The following is a 16,002-nucleotide window of genomic DNA, read 5'->3' as shown; positions in this document are numbered from 1 at the left end:
ACGGCTGTATAGAAGCAACGGCTACGGGAGTTTCGGCTGGACCTCGTCGTCGGTCTGTTCGGCCTCGGTGGCCGGATCCCCGGATTCCGGATCCCCAGATTCCGGGTGGTCCCCCACACCGAGGTCGTCGTACGGATTGAGCACTGCCAGAACCAAAGTCACGACGCACGCCGCGAGCGGCTGAAACAGAAGCACGAGCAAGGTGCCGATGTTCGGTGCACGCGCGATGATCTCCCCGACCGCCGGATTGTCGGCGGTGGGGAAACGCAGTTTTGTCACGCCCGAACCAACGAGTGCCATCAGTCCGGCACCTGCCGCCGAGCCGACTATCAACCCGCCCAGGGCATACGGGCCTCGACTCAGACGCGCCAACCACGCCGCTACTGCCGACAGCACACCGACGATCAGTGCCAGCCAGATGAACACAGCACTCGCGTCGAACTGATGGAGGCTCTCACCCGTCAACGCGACGCCGCGCCCCTCGGACACCACCAACAGATGCTCGGCCGGAGCCAAGAACGCCCACACCACACCGACGAGCACGCTCACGCCCGCAGTGGTTGCGGCGATCACGATCGCGGTGCGCAGACGAGTCTGCCGAAGAGAGATCACACAGAGTGACGCTACCTGCGGGCGGCGTCGATCGAGTCGACGACACCGTGTCGGGAGCATTTCGCCCACCACCCGTCAGGGCTGACCTGAACGATCATGCGGCGCCCGCACTGCTCGCAGAAGCGAGGCGGCTCTAGCCCCATCGACGCCGCAGTCGGCGTCGGATCGTCGACACCGTCGACGATCCGACGCCCGGTGAACGGGTTGTACCGCTCCTCGGTCACCGGAGTGCTCACAGAGTGTCGTTCAGTGCTTTGATCGGCATCTGCAGATCCACCAACAAATCCAGATCCTTCTCGGCGGGACGCCCGAGGGTCGTCAGGTAGTTGCCGACGATGACGGCGTTGATTCCACCGAGGATGCCCTGCTTGGCACCCAGGTCGCCGAGGGTGATCTCGCGTCCACCCGCGAAGCGCAGGATCGTGCGGGGCAGCGCGAGACGGAATGCCGCCACGGACTTGAGCGCCTCGCTGGCGGGCAGCACATCCAGATCCCCGAAGGGGGTGCCGGGACGCGGGTTGAGGAAGTTGAGCGGGACCTCGTCCGGCTCGAGCTCAGCCAAGTTCGCGGCAAATTCTGCGCGCTGCTCCAATGATTCACCCATACCGAGGATTCCGCCGCAGCACACTTCCATGCCTGCTTCGCGAACCATCCGAAGCGTGTTCCACCGCTCTTCCCACGAGTGTGTGGTCACGACGTTCGGGAAGTGCGACTTCGAGGTCTCCAAGTTGTGGTTGTACCGGTGCACACCCATGGCGGCCAGTTGGTCGACCTGTTCCTGGGTCAGCATGCCGAGCGAGCAGGCGATCTGGATGTCGACCTCATTGCGGATCGCCTCGATACCTGCGGCTACCTGAGCGAGCAACCGGGCGTCAGGTCCGCGGACGGCGGCCACGATGCAGAACTCGGTAGCGCCCGACTTCGCAGTCTGCTTGGCAGCTTCCACCAGGCTCGGGATGTCCAACCAGGCCGCGCGAACCGGCGACTGGAAGAGTCCGGACTGCGAGCAGAAATGGCAGTCCTCGGGGCAACCGCCCGTCTTGAGGCTGATGATGCCCTCGACCTCGACCTCCGGTCCACACCATTTCATACGCACATCGTGGGCGAGAGCCAGCAGGTCTTCGAGCCTGTCGTCGTCGAGTCGGAGTACGTCGAGCACCTGGCTTTCGGTCAGGCCAACTCCTCTTTCGAGAACTTGCTCGCGCGCCTGGTCGAGGATGTCGACCGTCGCAGGGGCCGTGCTAATCGGGGGCGGGGTCACAGACGTCTCCTTCGAAACCAGCAAAATTGAACACCGTACAAGTTGAACGGTGTTCACGTTAGAGACGTGGTGGAATACTGTCAAAGGCGGGTCCGATCGACATCCGATCGCGAGCGCCCCACAGCGGGACGAAACGAGGGGAACAACAAGTGCAGTTGCGACGCGGCGACGTGCTGGACGGCGCCATGGCGATACTCGACGAGTTCGGACTTGCCGACCTCACGATGCGCAGGCTCGCAACCTCACTAGGCGTCCAACCCGGCGCTCTGTACTGGCACTTCCCGAACAAACAGACCTTGCTCGGCGCGGTCGTCGACAAGATCCTCGAAGACCTCGACGCCCCCGTCGACGCAGACACGTGGCAAGAAGCGTATTCCGAACTGGCACACAGACTTCGGTCTGCCCTACTGGCGCACCGCGACGGCGCCGAGTTGGTCAGCGCCACCTTCGCCTCGCGGATGACAAGCAGCAAGGTGCGCGAGCACTTCGTACACGCCGGCGAAGAATCCGGGCTATCACGCGAGCATGCCCAACTCGCGGCGTACGCCCTGCTGTACTACGTGCTCGGCCACACCGTCGACGAGCAGTCCCGAGCGCAGATGGAAGAAATGGGGGCACTGACCCGAGCACCCATTTCCCCCGACTCCCCCGAGGTGATCGGCGGCGGTTCCGACGAGGACCTCCTCGACGGCGATCCGACAGTGCGCTTCCAGTTCGGTCTGGACCTGTTCATCGACGGCATCCGCACTCGCCTGAATTCGACCACACATTCAACGCGCACCGAATCGGCTCTACGACACTCCTGACAGTCGGAGTACTGCAGTAGTGCCGGCCGCAACAACCACCACCATTACCAACGGCGCCTTGAACCAGGCGCAGATGCCTCCCGCCACCACACCGAGCATCCGCGCCGGCCCCGCAACGTCATGCCCGGTGAAGACCGTCGATGTCGCAACCACTGCGAGCAGCAGCACCACGACAGCACGATCGAGGGTTTTCTCGGCAAAAACCGAAAGCTTCACCCGAGCGCGGAGCAGAACGCCACTTGCCCGCAAAGCGTAAGAACCGCAAGCGAACACAACAATACCGATCCAGACCGACGCGGTATTCATCGAACCTTCTCCCGGAACGGTATCGTCACCGCGATACTCAGCAGCGCTACGAGCGGCGCGGTACCGGGCGGCAGGAACGGCGACGTGGCCACCGCGACTGCTGCACCGATCAGGGCGGCAAGCAGCGTCACCTTTTCCTTCAGCGCAGGCAAGACAAGGGCCAGAATGACAGCCGGAAACGCGGCATCCAATCCCAACACGCCGGGGTCTCGGACGACGCTGCCGAGCAGCCCGCCCAGCAGCGCTCCGATCGGCCACGACACCGCGATCCCGATTCCACAGAACCAAAAAGCCGCACGCTTGCGCTCCACCGATTCCTGCGCCATGGCGACCGCGACGCTTTCGTCGTTGACCAGGTGCGCGCCGACCATACTGCGCCAGCCTGAATCTTTGTAGCGACCCGTGCCGAGAAATGATCCTGCCGACATCCCGTAGGCGAAGTTACGTGAGTTGATCAACAAGCCCGCCACAACAGCAGCGGTGGCACTGCCTCCGGCTGCGATGATTCCGATGAACAAGAACTCCGAAGACGCTCCCAGAACGAGTACAGCCAACGCCGAAAGCTGCCACAACGAGAATCCAGCCGATCCTGCCGTCACACCGTAGGACACACCGACGATGGCCACGGAGAGACAGATCAGCACGCTCACCCGAACCGTGTCTCGATCAACTGTTCGCCATAAAGAACGCATGTATTCTATGTTGAACGAAGTGACACCGTTCGTCAAGTAGAACGACCGATCGGAGAATCGAACGATGACCAGTGATGAAACGGATACAGCGGAGACTCCTCAGAAACTGGTCGCCGTCGCACTCAAACGCGAACGTGCCCGAGCCGGCTTGAGCCTCTCGGAGGTGGCGCGGCGCGCCGACATCGCCAAATCCACACTCTCCCAACTCGAATCCGGCCTCGGGAACCCGAGCCTCGAAACACTGTGGGCACTCGGCAACGCGTTGGGTGTGCCGTTCTCACAACTCGTCGACTCGCAGGCACAGACCGTTCAATTGATTCGAGCCGGAGAAGGTCCCGCGATTGCGTCGGCAAACGCGTCGTACATCGCGACGCTCTTGGCGCCGAGCCCACCGAACGCACGACGTGATCTGTATCGGATAGTCGCCGAACCGGGCGAGCCGCGTGTTTCGACTCCGCATGCGCGCGGCACCACCGAACACGTCGTGATCGGCACCGGGCGAGCGGAGGTCGGGCCCACTGCAGATCCGATCGAGCTCGGACCGGGCGACTATCTCGCTTATCCCGGCGACGAGGAGCACATCTTTCGGGCGCTCGAACCAGGGACGACGGCGATCATGGTGTCGGAACACATCTGAGCCGCGATGAGTTTCGCCGCTGCGGGAAGTCTGTATCTGGGAGGTGATGTGGCCAGAGCCTCGATTGCCGACGACAGTAACGACCGACAGCAGGAGGACCCATGTCCGGATCCAGCATCAGCAGCATTTTGCTCTCGAGCACCAACCCCGAACGCTTGCGCGACTGGTACGCCGAGGCGTTCGCCCCGAAGGTCGACCGGACTCCCGGTGACCCTGGCTACGACGTCCTCGACTTCAACGGTTTCTACGTAATGCTCGACAGACGCGACGACGTCGGTGAGACCAACCCCCAACCGGGTCGCATGTTCCTCAACGTCGAGACCGACGACGCCCGGTCGATCGCACAGCGCATCGACGCACTCGGCGGAAACTGGCACGCTCCGCTCGAAGTCCGCGGGGGCAGTTTGTTCGCCACCGCGATCGACCCCGACGGAAACTACGTTCAGATCATCGAGTTCAGCGAGGAAGCCAGGGCCGACATGGAATCCGGAATGACGGATTCCCAACCCACCTAGTCCGACAACAGCTAGGAACGGAGACAGTCATGCTTGCGGACACCAAAGCATTCAGCGGATTTTCGGTGACAGACATCGATGCTGCAAAGAAGTTCTACGGCGAAATACTCGGGCTGAAAGTGACCGATGAAGACATGGGGCTGATTCGGCTACATCTTGCCGGAGGAACCGAAATCCTCGTCTATCCCAAACCGAATCACGAAGCGGCGACGTACACGATTCTCAACTTCGTCGTCGACGACATCGACACAACCGTCGATCAACTGACCGCACGTGGCGTGGAGTTTCTGAAATACGACGGATTCCCCCAGGATGCGCGAGGCATCATGCGTGGCAACGGCCCCGACATCGCGTGGTTCACCGATCCAGCCGGCAATGTTCTGTCGGTAATCAAGGAGTCCTGACGCGCTTAACCGCTGAACAGCTGTGACTGCCGCTGTTCAGCGGTGTCGGTGTTGGAGCGTTCTGCTGCCGCAGTTTCACGCTCGGCCGCCAGTTGCTCGGCGCTTTTTGCGTCGACAACGGGCTCCGACGCGCTGAGGTCGGAAAACAAGCCATTGCTCGATTCGTTCACATGCCACCCTTTTGCCTGGTCATCGTTGCCGCGCGCAGATAAACCTGCGTTAGAGATCGGTCGATGGCTACTTGATTACTGCCGCCCGTACGGCGCCGACAAGGCGCCGATGACCCAGCAGTTCTTGACCCAGTGTTGCACGCCTGTGTTTTCCACGAGAAATTCGGTCCAGACGGGTTGTCATCGCCCGCACGGCGGAGCAATGTGAAAGATGAGCGCGGAGCAGGTCGGCAGCACTTTCGTCGGACACCTGGCCCCTCAATTCACCGCACAATTTTTGGAGGAATCATGTTGGGAATTGCTTTGGGCCTCGGCAGCGCTGCTGTCGGAATCGGCCTCGGACTACTAGGCGCGGGAGCGGGAATTCTGCTGAGCGACAAGACCGTCAAAACTGCGCGACGTGACCTCACCGCCTGACGAGGGCGAGCGCACTGAATATTTGGGCACTCGGGTCAGCACTCGGGTCAACGCGGCGATGCGCCACCCCGCGCAGTGGGTGCTCTCGCACGCCACGCGTCGCCGCGGCGTGGACACAGACGCAGCCGTTCCCACCAGCGCCCAGGACGTGCTCGACCGGTTGACGGCTCTCCGAATCAGCACGTGGAGTTACGGTTTCGACCACAAGTCGATCCGTCATCTCGGACCGATGGCACAGGATTTTGCCGCAGTCTTCGGCCTGGGATCCAACACCCGTCGGATCTCGGCCGTCGATGCAAACGGCGTCTGCATGGCGAGCATCCAAGCATTGAACCGCAAAGTTCTCGCCCTCGAGACAAAGGTCAGCGCGCTCGAGAAGGACATGGACAGACTGCACGAAGAACTGGGAGGCACGGGCACGGATCGAAATGCATTAAAGGTCAACAACAGTCACACACCCCCGCCGCTCGACGAGTTCGGTAGGTCCGCAGGTCTGTAGTTTGTTCGGTGTGACCGCCCCTGATTCAGACTCCGACTCAGAACCCAACGAGATTGCCGCGCTGTTCGACGTGACGTCCGACTCCGTCGGTGACGAACATGTCGAACAGGTACTTTCCGAATTCGGCCTCGGCGCAACGGAGATCACGCAGACCGCGGCCCGCATCCGGGCCAGTCGGTCGGAATTCCGCCGACTGCGCCGTCGCGAGAACGAATTGGCGGTCCTCTACTCGAGTGCGCGTGAACTCGCGCAAGTTCGCGACGTGGACACTCTGCTCCAGCGACTCGTCAACCGAGCACACGACATCATGGGCACCGACGTCACGTACCTCTCCGAGTTCGATGTGGTCACCAGAGATCTGAATGTTCGAAAGACAGCAGGCGCCGTCTCGCCGGAACTACAGCATCTACAGGTTCCCGCCGGCGCGGGACTGGTCAGTGCGATTGCCGAATCTCGAGCAGCCCAATGGGTTCAGAACTACAGCGACTACACGCAGTCGCGTCACGACGAGGTGGTCGACGCCGCGATAGTCGCCGAAGGGCTGGTGGCGATTCTCGGCGTGCCGATGCTCTCGGACGGCCAGATCCTCGGAGTCCTGTTTGCCGCCGACCGCCGGGAACGACGATTTACTGCCGATCAGATAGCCCTGCTCTCGGCGCTGGCGGATCATGCCTCGGTGGTCCTGCAAACCGCGCGGGCGCTCGATCGCGCCGAGGAATCCGCCGCCGAGACCGGGCGAGCACTCGACGAACTGCGTGAGCACGTGTCCGCGCGGGACAAGTCGAACATCGTCCACCAGGATCTGATCCACGCCGTTCTGCGCGGCGGTGGCTATGCCCAGGTTGCACGAACCCTCAGCAGCGCACTCGAGCGCGGCACCGTCGTGGTCGACAGTGAGCTACGCCCTCTGGTCAAATCCTCGGGCGAGCAGATCACGACGGTGCCGTTGTCTCTACCTCGCGCCGTGTCCGAGGCCATCGACCAGAGTCGCCGAAGCGGCCGATGCACGTTTGTCGCCGATGACAGTGAAACCGTGATCCAACTCGTCAGCGCCATCACCGCCGGCGAATCATTCCTCGGGGCCATCTTGCTGAATCGTTCGGACGCGCCGATCGGACCTGTCGAACTCAGGACCGTGGAACGGGCCGCTCAGGTTACTGCGATCCTCGTGTTGCAACACACGGCGGCGGCAGCAGCGGATCGTCGCGCGCGTGACGAACTGGTCGCCGATCTGTTGAGCACTGCGCCCGAGCGCAGGCGCGATCTCGAACGTCGGACCCGCAACCTCGGCATCTCCCTCGGCGAACTCGATACCGTCCTCGTGGTGTCGGTTGCTCCGGAACTCCGCACCGCTGCGCTCCGCGCAATCGGGCAGAGTTTGCCGGTCGGGGCTTTGGCGTCGCAGCACGCCGGATTGATCGCGGTGGTCTCGCGCTCGGGGAACCCGGCAGCCGCGGCGACCGTCGTCCACCGCCAGATCACCGGTTCGGTGGGACCTCACGCCGTGGTGATTGCGCCGGCAACGGCGGAGCGTCCCGAAGACCTCCCGGCGCGCTTCACCTCTGCCCTGCGTACTGCTCGCCTGCTCTCGGCGTTGGGCAAGACCGACGGCGCGGTCACGACGGCGTCGTATCTGCCGTACACCGTTCTGTTCGGCGAAAATCCGGAATCACTTCATCAGTTCATCGATGACGTGATCGGCCCGGTACTCGCCTACGATCGCGACAAGGACACCGATCTCACTGCGACCCTGCGCGCCCTCGTGCGCAACGAAGGAAGCCCGACCAAGGCTGCCCGCGCCCTCAACTATCACCCGAACACCGTCGTTCAGCGTCTCGAGCGCATCCGCACGCTCCTCGGTCACTCGTGGCGTGAAGACGAGAACTTCTTTCGGGTGTCCATGGCGACGAGGCTCGACGAGCTTCGGCAAGTGGGCGCCGAAGAGGCCGGGGGTGAGACCGTCGACAAAGACGGTGGTGCATGACACTACAATTTCGACCGATCGATGTGCCCTGAGCACGTGGCCTGGCAGCCATCACCCTCCCTACTGTGAAGCGGAGCACAGAATCACTTCAGGAGGACCACCCCCCGTGTCAATCAACAGCCGGTCTATCAATAGCCGTATCGCCAATTTCCGGTCCTACGATGTCGCCGCACGGCGCGCCGAGATCGTCCGCCAGACGGACCTGACCGAAGCAGACATCGCGGTCTACGACGCTGCCGACGGTCTCACCATCGATCAGGCCGATCGCATGGTCGAGAACGTAGTCGGCGTCATCGGCATCCCGGTCGGCGTCGCCACCAACTTCACGATCAACGGCACGGACTACCTGATCCCTCTCGCCACCGAGGAGCCGTCGGTAGTCGCAGCCGCGAGTAACGCTGCCCGCATCGCACGCGGACTCGGCGGCTTTCACGTCTCGAGCACCCCGCCGATCATGCAGGCCCAGATACAACTCGTCGACGTCGTGGATCCGGCGGCCGCCCGAATCCGACTCCTCGAGGCTCGCGAGGAAATCATTGCACTCGCCAACGAGCAGGACCCGAAGTTGGTCAGCGTCGGCGGTGGTGTGAAGGACATTTCGGTTCGCATCGTTCCTTCGGACAAGGCCACCTACGTGGTCCTCCATCTTCATGTCGACGTACGAGATGCCATGGGCGCCAACGCCGTCAACACGATGGCCGAGGCAATCGCGGATCGAGTCGCCGAGATCGGCGGCGGACACGTCGTCCTGCGCATTCTCACCAACAAGGCCGATCTGCGGCTGACGCGCGTGCGCGCCGTGTTCGACGCCGAATTGATCGGCGGCGCAGAGGTTGTGGACAACCTGATCCATGCCGCGCGCTTGGCGGAGCTGGATCCCTACCGCGCCGCGACGCACAACAAGGGCATCATGAACGGCATCAGCGCCGTAGTGCTGGCTACCGGAAATGACACGCGCGCAGTCGAAGCCGGATGCCACTCCCATGCAGTCAACGCCGACGGAATCTACTCCTCGCTCTCGCATTTCGAGAAGAATGCCGACGGAAACATCGTCGGCACCCTCGAGCTGCCCATGCCGGTCGGCCTCGTCGGCGGGGCCACCAAAGTGCACCCCGTAGCGCAGGCCGCAATCAAGATGCTCGGCGTCGAGAGCGCCGAGGAACTCGCCGGCATCATCCTGGCAGTCGGTCTGGCGCAGAACCTGGCCGCTGTCCGCGTTCTGGCCAGTGAAGGTGTCCAACGCGGACACATGGGACTGCACGCCCGCAACATCGCTGCCACCGCCGGAGCGCAGAAGAGCGAGATCGACGCCGTGGTCGCACGCCTGATCGCGGACAAGAGCATTCGCGTCGAACATGCCGAGAAGGTTCTCACCGAGATCCGCGGCGGAAACTGACGACAATGACCGAAACAGTTGCAGGATCACCAGTGTGGAAGCCGGCGCCTCATCGAGTGCCGGCGCCGGGACTACCGACCTCGGTCCGGATCTACGAAGTCGGGCCACGCGACGGACTTCAAGCAGAGACGGCGGTGATCCCGACCGAGACGAAAGCCCAGTTCATCGAACGCCTCGTCGCGGCCGGTTCCCGCACTGTCGAATTGACGAGCTTCGTCTCACCTCGATGGATCCCGCAACTCGCGGACGCGGAAGAATTGATGGATCGGCTGCACCTGCCGGACTCGGTACGTACGGTCGTTCTTGTCCCGAACCGCAAGGGTCTCGAGCGGGCCGTTGCCGCCGGAGCGCGCGAAGTTGCAGTATTCGTCAGCGCTACAGAGGAATTCGCTAAACGAAACCTCAACTCGACGGTAGACGGCGCTATAGCCGCGGCCACCGAGGTCACTGCCGCCGCAAGAGCTCTGGGACTTCCCGTCCGCGGCTACATCTCGATGTGCTTCGGCGACCCTTGGGAAGGCACTGTGCCCGTCGAACGTGTCGCCGACATCGCGAAGACCCTGGTCGACAGCGGTGTCACGTCACTCTCACTCGGCGACACCATCGGCGTCGGCACACCTGGCCATGTGCTCGCCTTACTCGACGCCCTCCGAGAACGTGGCATCCCCACATCGCAGATCGCCATGCACTTTCACGACACCTACGGCCAGGCGCTGTCGAACGTCTATGCGTCATTGACCGCTGGAGTATCCGAATTCGACAGTTCCGCAGGTGGTCTCGGACGGTGCCCGTACGCCAAGGGCGCGACCGGGAATCTCGCCACCGAGGACCTGGTGTGGATGCTCCACGGCCTCGGGATCGACACCGGCATCGACCTGGATTCCCTTACCGACACAAGTAGTTGGATGGCCGAACAGATCGGACACTCGAGTCCGTCCCGAGTCGTCACCGCCCTCCGCGCAGCACGCACCTGACACTCGCACGCAAGCCCCTCCCTGTACGACCCCCTGCCATGCATGACACTGGAGAAGACTGATGTCACCACCGCAGTCGGCAACGACGCCGACCACCACAACCGCGCCGACCGATCAGCAGACATACCTCGAAGTCTGGGGCGACACTGTCAACGGTCGACACCTCGCGATCTCCGTCGCAGTCGGCAGTGTCGTGGGCGCGTCGGCTCTGCTTGCGGCCCAGTCTCTGTTCGAACGGGTCGTCAGCGAACCGTCGTTGGCCCAGGCGTACAGCCTGCTGGTCGGTATCGCTGCCTGCCTGCTCGCCGGCGTCGTCTGCGGAATCTTCATCAAGCCGAAGCGGATAGTCGCCTTGGCCGCCGCCGACGCGGAGTCGATCGACGGTGTCATCACGACGATGAGTGAGCAGCGTCAGGGTCTGGGCACTCTCGCCGACATTCCGGAGCAGAGTCGACAGGAACTTCGCGAACTCGGTCTGTACGACCACTTCGCCGCTGCCGAGGCCGAGCACGCACAGGCCTCGAAGACATCGCCCTCGAACCCGCCGAAGGGCGGTGGGCGCGCATGAGTTCGGTTCTGACCAACGAAATTCTCATCGCCGTTCTCTTCGGCATCATCGGTGCTGTCGCGTTCACGTTCATCGGATTGATCTCCGGCACAGACGAGACCGCCACCATCGCACCGCTGACTCTGCTCGTGATTCTGCTCGGCGCTCCCCCGGCGGCAGTCTTCACGTTCTTCCTCTCCGGTGCGATCGCCAAACACATGACGCATGCGGTGCCGACGATGCTGCTGGGCATTCCCGGCGACACGATGGCGATTCCGCTCTTGCCGGAAGCGCAGATGATGCGCTCACTCGGCATCCCGCACATCGCACTCCGCAAGGCGATCTCGGGAGCAGTGATCTCGGCGTTCGTCGCCGTGCCGGTTGCCGTTCTGTTCGCGACCATCCTCGCGCCGTTCGCCGACACCGTTCAGTCGATAGCACCGTGGCTGTTCCTGGTCGCCGCCATCGGCATCGCCTACGCCTCACCAGGCCGCTGGGCCGGGGTGGTCGCCCTCGTTCCGTTTGTCATCTTGATCCTCGGTGCCCGCGCGTTGACGTCGAATTACGATGTGTCGCTGAACATCAGCTACTTCCTGGCCATTGCGGTCGGGCCGCTGATCGCCGACCTCGCGCTGACCCTGGGGCCGTCGAGCCGCAAGGACATGGAACGCAGCGAACCCAAGACCGTCGCACTGGCCCCGGACATCAAAGGATGGAAGGGATACTTCCCCAATCCTCTGAAGGTCCTCGATCGCAAGCAGATCGGTTACACCGCAGCCGCTTCCACGGTGTCCAGCGCAACGTTCGTTTTCAGCCCTGTCGCCATGACAGTTCTGATGGGTGAGCTGGTAGGTGCGCGGATCAAGAACGGCTATCACCGACTGACCACCATGGTCTCGGCAAAGAACGGTACGACGGAATCCACCTACATCGCGGAAACCCTCATCCCTCTCGTGGCCTTCGGCCTTCCGCTCAGCCCGCTGGCAGCAGGTCCCGCGGCCCCTCTGTTCAACGCTCCGCCGGTCTTCGAGACCAATCAGGAAACCGGAGTGATCAACAATCTCTCCACGTACCTGACGCAGTGGGAGTTCCTGCTCTACGGACTGCTCGCAGTGGTCACGGCAACGGTCATCGCGTACCCGTTTGCCATGAACTACGCGTACCGCGCTGCGTCAGCGGTGGTCAAGCACATCAGTCACGAAGCTGTGATCGCGGTGTTCACGGGACTGGTTGTGGTCATCAGCATCTGGGAGGGCGGCATCCTCGGGCTTCTGATCACCGTGACGGTCGGCCTGGTCGGCGGCTTGCTCGGGCGCCTGTTCAAGATTCACGGCGGGGTTCTGTTCATGGGTTACTACGTGGCGCTGTTCAGCGTTCCTGCCCTGATCAATCTGTTCTGAATCGCTGGATTCCACCAACACGTGCGGACCCGCAAGAATGTGGGTCCGCACGTGTTTCTTCAGCTACCGACCGTGAGAGCCACGGTTCGATTCCGGTCCAGCTTCTTCGCTCGGTACAACGCCTCGTCGGCGCAATCGACCAATTGTGTCAGGTCTGCGTCGCCGTGGGGTGAACATGCGACGCCGATGCTGACCGTCGGCCCGAGTTCACCCAATACCGCCGACGAATTCTCCGCTTGTGCGCGTCGAATCATCTCGGCCGTTTCGGTCGCACCCTCGAGATCGACGCCGGCCATCAGTACGACGAACTCCTCACCGCCCAACCGGGCGAAGAGATGCTTGTCATCGAGGTTCCGCCGCACCTGATCGGCAAAACTCACCAACGCGGTATCGCCGGCGCGATGACCGAGGTTGTCGTTCACCATCTTGAAGTGATCCAGATCCATCATCAGGACGCTCACCGGACGACCAGAGTGGCGACGCGGATCGGGCGCACCCGTCACGCTGCCGCCTCGCCGCAAGAACTCGTCCCGGCGCAACGCACCGGTGAGATCGTCGTGGGTGACGGCCTGTGTGAGTGCCTCGAGCGCGCGGCGGCGCTCGAGGATCACACACGCCACCGCGATCGGCGCTACCGCCAGCAACGACAATCCGATCTGGACGGACGCACTGACGGGCGAGACGCCTTCGCTGGACAATCCGAGATGCCCGTCGGCCGTCAGTACCAACGTCCAGGCAGTTGATGCGGCGGTGAGCACCGACGTGACAAAGACATTGGTGAGCAAAGCGGCAGTCACCAGCGCCGGCATGGCAAACGCGATCGCTCCGGCGCCGCCGATCACCCACTCCAAGATGATGCAGATGGCCAGCAGCGCTGTCGGAACAACTGATCGACGCAGAAGTGTGGCAACAGCTTTCGGGTCTCGATCCACCCGCCGAAGCGAAGGGAAACTCAGCACCAACGGGACGATGGTCATGTAGTTGACGAACTCACTCGAGAACCAGAGCAACCAGCCGTCCCACCACTGCCCGCCGAACAGCACGCGGTTCGCGATTCCGCCCACGAGCGCCGCCATCGACGCGGCCACGACAGTCATCGACACGAGATAGCCGACGGACTGAATACTGGTCAGTCGACGATCGTCGCCGCCCACCCAGCGGAAGGCGTAAAAGCCACTCGCAACACCGACGATGTTGGCCGCGTTGAGCCACACCGTGGACTCCCACGCCCCGCCCGTGATGAGGTCGGCTCCAACGTAGCCGGCTGCAGCGCAGATCCAGGTGAGCGGTGTGGCCGAGCGCGGCGATCGAAAGAGAATCCCGAGAAGCAGCGCATTGGCCGGCCAGAAGACAGCAAGCGTGCCCGGTAGGCGGCTCAGAATTCCGACCAGGCACGAGGCGAAGACGACTACGCCGATAAGCAGTGCGCGACGTACGGCCGATGACGACAACGACTTTTCGACCGTGCTCACCACCTACATTCGGCTGACCTACTCACAATTCGCCCTACTGTGCCTTGGCTATCGATGCAGACAAATCGGATGTTACGGCGTCAGTTGGCCAAAGGAGACTTACCGAGCGCGCCCGAAGCGGTCTGAGCAAACTCTTGGACACTCTTGCTGCCACTTCCCGCAGGCATCAACCCGAGAAGGGGGACACCACTGACCGAGACAAGATCCTCGCGATTGCATCTCTCGGCGAGGTCCGGTTCCTGCGGCCACGAACCGATCACCAACCCGGCGCATTCCACACCGGATGCACCCAGCGCTTCCACGGTCAGAGCGGTGTGATTGAGCGTGCCCAGGCCGGACGCAACCACCAGCACTACCGGTGCTGCCAGAGCTGCGGCGAGATCGCGCGCGGTGAACCCGTCCACCCCCAACCGAACCAACAAGCCGCCGGCACCTTCGATCAGGGTCAAGTCGTGGGTAGTGTCCAGGTCGCGAGCAACTCGGACTACGTCGTCGAGCGCCAACAACGGGAGACCACTTCGACGTGCAGCAGTATCCGGCGCCAAAGGTTCGGGATACCGCGCCAACTCGACCAGCGTCATGCCGCCACCGGTCAGACGCTCGATCTCGGCCAGATCACCCGCACCGTCCACGTCGACGCCGGTCTGGGCCGGCTTGAGCACTGCAACCGACTTGCCCGACTGCAAGGCCACCGATGCCAATGCGGCTGTCACCACTGTTTTTCCGACGTCGGTCGACGTTCCGGTCACCAGGAAAATGCTCATGCTCGGGCACCGGCCAAGACGCCGCGCAGTACGAGAGCGATCTGCTCCATCTCGGATGCGGACAGCGTCGCTCGTGCGGTCAGACGCAGCCGTGACGTTCCTTCCGGAACCGACGGCGGGCGGAAGCAACCGACATGCAACCCCTGGTCCCGGCACGCCGACGCGGCATCGAACGCCCGTTGCGGATCGCCGAGAACGACCGAGACGACAGCAGATTCAGGCGACGGTGCACCGGTGACGTCGGCGAGTTCGGATGCCCGGGCCAGGACGTCGAGCGCTCGCGTCGGCTCGCGCTGGAGTACGGCGAGTGCAGCTCTGGCCGCGCCGACAGCGGCGGGAGCGAGACCGGTGTCGAAGATGAACGTTCTTGCCGCGTCGATGAGATGCGCGCGAATCTTGTTGTCGCCGAGTACAACTCCGCCCTGGCTGGCGAGCGACTTGGACAGCGTTGCCGTCACGACGACGTCAGGTTCACCCGCCAGGCCCGACTCGTGGACGAGTCCACGTCCACCGGCACCGCGCACACCGATGCCATGCGCCTCGTCGACCAGCAGGATCGCCCCGTACTCGCGGCACACCTGATGCATCTCCCACAGCGGCGCGAGGTCTCCGTCGGCGCTGAAGACCGAATCCGTGACGACCAGCGCTCGCTCTTCCACTCTGCTGCGCAACGTGTCGGCGAGAAAGCTCACGTCCGAATGCGGAGCAACCGCAACCCGGGCACGTGACAGGCGGCAGGCATCCACGAGTGAGGCATGCGATCCCGCATCGGAGACGATCAACGATCCGGGACCCGAGAGCGCCGTCACCGCGCCGAGATTGGCTGTGTAGCCGGAAGAGAAGACCAGTCCGGAGTCCGCCCCGACGAACTCGGCCAGTTCGACTTCGAGCAGTTCGTGTTCGGTGGTGGTGCCGGTGACCAGACGCGAACCCGTGGCGCCCGCGCCCCAACGGCGCAGAGCCGCCGTTGCACCCTCGATCACGTCGGGGTGCCGCACGAGTCCGAGGTAATCGTTCGACGCCAGGTCGATCAACGGGGAGTCGACCGTGCGAGGACGGAGTTCGCGGCGCAGTCCAGCGGCCCTACGGTCCGCTTCGACGGCAGTGAGCCAATTCAGCGAGGTGTTCACTTTTCCGACCATACTT

The 16,002-nt window shown here is 63.1% G+C and carries 20 protein-coding genes; 11 read left to right on the top strand and 9 right to left on the bottom strand.

Features of this window, described 5'->3' with window-relative positions:
- Window positions 1–21: 21 nt before the first annotated feature.
- Genes CPI83_RS12830 through bioB form a run of 3 tightly spaced genes read right to left on the bottom strand, consistent with a single transcriptional unit; the run spans window position 22 to window position 1,858 of the window.
- Window positions 22–612: a DUF2567 domain-containing protein gene (locus CPI83_RS12830; RefSeq protein WP_019748811.1), complete on the bottom strand. Its 591-nt coding sequence runs from the start codon at window positions 610–612 to the stop codon at window positions 22–24.
- Between the two features lie 11 nt (window positions 613–623).
- A complete protein-coding gene (locus CPI83_RS12825) occupies window positions 624–848 on the bottom strand; it encodes a hypothetical protein (RefSeq protein WP_019748812.1) in 225 nt (74 codons plus the stop codon).
- A complete protein-coding gene (gene bioB, locus CPI83_RS12820) occupies window positions 845–1,858 on the bottom strand; it encodes a biotin synthase BioB (RefSeq protein ID WP_024487821.1) in 1,014 nt (337 codons plus the stop codon). Before bioB ends, CPI83_RS12825 begins: the two co-directional genes overlap by 4 nt.
- A gap of 164 nt (window positions 1,859–2,022) precedes the next feature.
- Here bioB and CPI83_RS12815 point away from each other — a divergent pair, with 164 nt between their 5' ends.
- Window positions 2,023–2,679 (top strand): TetR/AcrR family transcriptional regulator C-terminal domain-containing protein, encoded by a 657-nt coding sequence (locus CPI83_RS12815; RefSeq protein ID WP_097387298.1) that lies wholly within the window; start codon window positions 2,023–2,025, stop codon window positions 2,677–2,679.
- Here CPI83_RS12815 and CPI83_RS12810 read toward each other — a convergent pair.
- Together CPI83_RS12810 and CPI83_RS12805 are read right to left on the bottom strand one after the other, a co-directional pair.
- Window positions 2,665–2,985 carry an AzlD domain-containing protein gene (locus tag CPI83_RS12810; RefSeq protein ID WP_065352568.1) on the bottom strand — a complete coding sequence of 107 codons (321 nt, stop codon included), beginning with the start codon at window positions 2,983–2,985 and terminating at the stop codon, window positions 2,665–2,667. The two genes, CPI83_RS12815 and CPI83_RS12810, sit on opposite strands and share 15 nt — an antisense overlap.
- The gene (locus tag CPI83_RS12805) at window positions 2,982–3,677 is read right to left on the bottom strand and encodes an AzlC family ABC transporter permease (protein ID WP_198586349.1); all 696 of its coding nucleotides are present in this window, start codon (window positions 3,675–3,677) and stop codon (window positions 2,982–2,984) included. Before CPI83_RS12805 ends, CPI83_RS12810 begins: the two co-directional genes overlap by 4 nt.
- Window positions 3,678–3,741: 64 nt before the next feature.
- On the opposite strand from CPI83_RS12805, the gene CPI83_RS12800 reads away from it, so the two are divergent.
- The 3 genes from CPI83_RS12800 (at window position 3,742) to CPI83_RS12790 (ending at window position 5,233) form a co-directional block, all read left to right on the top strand.
- Entirely contained in the window at window positions 3,742–4,314 is a 573-nt protein-coding gene (locus CPI83_RS12800; RefSeq protein WP_097387296.1) for an XRE family transcriptional regulator, read from the top strand.
- Between the two features lie 101 nt (window positions 4,315–4,415).
- Window positions 4,416–4,829, top strand: coding sequence for a VOC family protein (locus CPI83_RS12795; RefSeq protein WP_019748817.1), 414 nt, complete (start codon window positions 4,416–4,418; stop codon window positions 4,827–4,829).
- 29 nt (window positions 4,830–4,858) lie between these two features.
- A complete protein-coding gene (locus CPI83_RS12790; RefSeq protein ID WP_019748818.1) occupies window positions 4,859–5,233 on the top strand; it encodes a VOC family protein in 375 nt (124 codons plus the stop codon).
- Window positions 5,234–5,238: 5 nt separating this feature from the next.
- On the opposite strand, the gene CPI83_RS30990 is transcribed toward CPI83_RS12790, so the two are convergent.
- Entirely contained in the window at window positions 5,239–5,403 is a 165-nt protein-coding gene (locus CPI83_RS30990) for a hypothetical protein (protein ID WP_019748819.1), read from the bottom strand.
- Between the two features lie 288 nt (window positions 5,404–5,691).
- Between CPI83_RS30990 and CPI83_RS31335 the strand changes: the two genes are divergently transcribed.
- The 7 genes from CPI83_RS31335 (at window position 5,692) to CPI83_RS12760 (ending at window position 12,620) form a co-directional block, all read left to right on the top strand.
- Window positions 5,692–5,820, top strand: coding sequence for a hypothetical protein (locus tag CPI83_RS31335; RefSeq protein WP_021333694.1), 129 nt, complete (start codon window positions 5,692–5,694; stop codon window positions 5,818–5,820).
- Window positions 5,804–6,319: a tail fiber domain-containing protein gene (locus CPI83_RS12785; protein ID WP_097387295.1), complete on the top strand. Its 516-nt coding sequence runs from the start codon at window positions 5,804–5,806 to the stop codon at window positions 6,317–6,319. Before CPI83_RS31335 ends, CPI83_RS12785 begins: the two co-directional genes overlap by 17 nt.
- Before the next feature lie 10 nt (window positions 6,320–6,329).
- Window positions 6,330–8,303, top strand: a complete 1,974-nt coding sequence (locus tag CPI83_RS12780) for a helix-turn-helix domain-containing protein (protein ID WP_069146908.1) — start codon at window positions 6,330–6,332, stop codon at window positions 8,301–8,303.
- A 106-nt stretch (window positions 8,304–8,409) separates the two neighbouring features.
- On the top strand, window positions 8,410–9,699 hold the full coding sequence (locus tag CPI83_RS12775) for a hydroxymethylglutaryl-CoA reductase, degradative (protein WP_020908041.1): 1,290 nt from the start codon (window positions 8,410–8,412) through the stop codon (window positions 9,697–9,699).
- A gap of 5 nt (window positions 9,700–9,704) precedes the next feature.
- Window positions 9,705–10,673 (top strand): hydroxymethylglutaryl-CoA lyase, encoded by a 969-nt coding sequence (locus CPI83_RS12770; protein ID WP_080910802.1) that lies wholly within the window; start codon window positions 9,705–9,707, stop codon window positions 10,671–10,673.
- 61 nt (window positions 10,674–10,734) lie between these two features.
- Window positions 10,735–11,241, top strand: a complete 507-nt coding sequence (locus CPI83_RS12765) for a hypothetical protein (RefSeq protein WP_020969828.1) — start codon at window positions 10,735–10,737, stop codon at window positions 11,239–11,241.
- The gene (locus CPI83_RS12760) at window positions 11,238–12,620 is read left to right on the top strand and encodes a tripartite tricarboxylate transporter permease (protein WP_003941745.1); all 1,383 of its coding nucleotides are present in this window, start codon (window positions 11,238–11,240) and stop codon (window positions 12,618–12,620) included. The genes CPI83_RS12765 and CPI83_RS12760 overlap by 4 nt, the downstream gene beginning before the upstream one ends.
- Before the next feature lie 59 nt (window positions 12,621–12,679).
- Here CPI83_RS12760 and CPI83_RS12755 read toward each other — a convergent pair whose 3' ends face one another.
- The 3 genes from CPI83_RS12755 to CPI83_RS12745 form a co-directional block, all read right to left on the bottom strand.
- Window positions 12,680–14,092, bottom strand: coding sequence for a GGDEF domain-containing protein (locus CPI83_RS12755; protein ID WP_230091164.1), 1,413 nt, complete (start codon window positions 14,090–14,092; stop codon window positions 12,680–12,682).
- Between the two features lie 80 nt (window positions 14,093–14,172).
- Window positions 14,173–14,856: a dethiobiotin synthase gene (bioD, locus tag CPI83_RS12750; protein WP_097387294.1), complete on the bottom strand. Its 684-nt coding sequence runs from the start codon at window positions 14,854–14,856 to the stop codon at window positions 14,173–14,175.
- Entirely contained in the window at window positions 14,853–15,998 is a 1,146-nt protein-coding gene (locus tag CPI83_RS12745; protein WP_097387293.1) for an 8-amino-7-oxononanoate synthase, read from the bottom strand. Before CPI83_RS12745 ends, bioD begins: the two co-directional genes overlap by 4 nt.
- Window positions 15,999–16,002: the final 4 nt, after the last annotated feature.

This window comes from Rhodococcus sp. H-CA8f (assembly GCF_002501585.1).
GTDB classification, from domain to species: Bacteria; Actinomycetota; Actinomycetes; order Mycobacteriales; family Mycobacteriaceae; genus Rhodococcus_F; species Rhodococcus_F erythropolis.
Note: the sequence above shows the minus strand (reverse complement) of the source record. Positions and strands in the feature narration are given on the sequence as shown.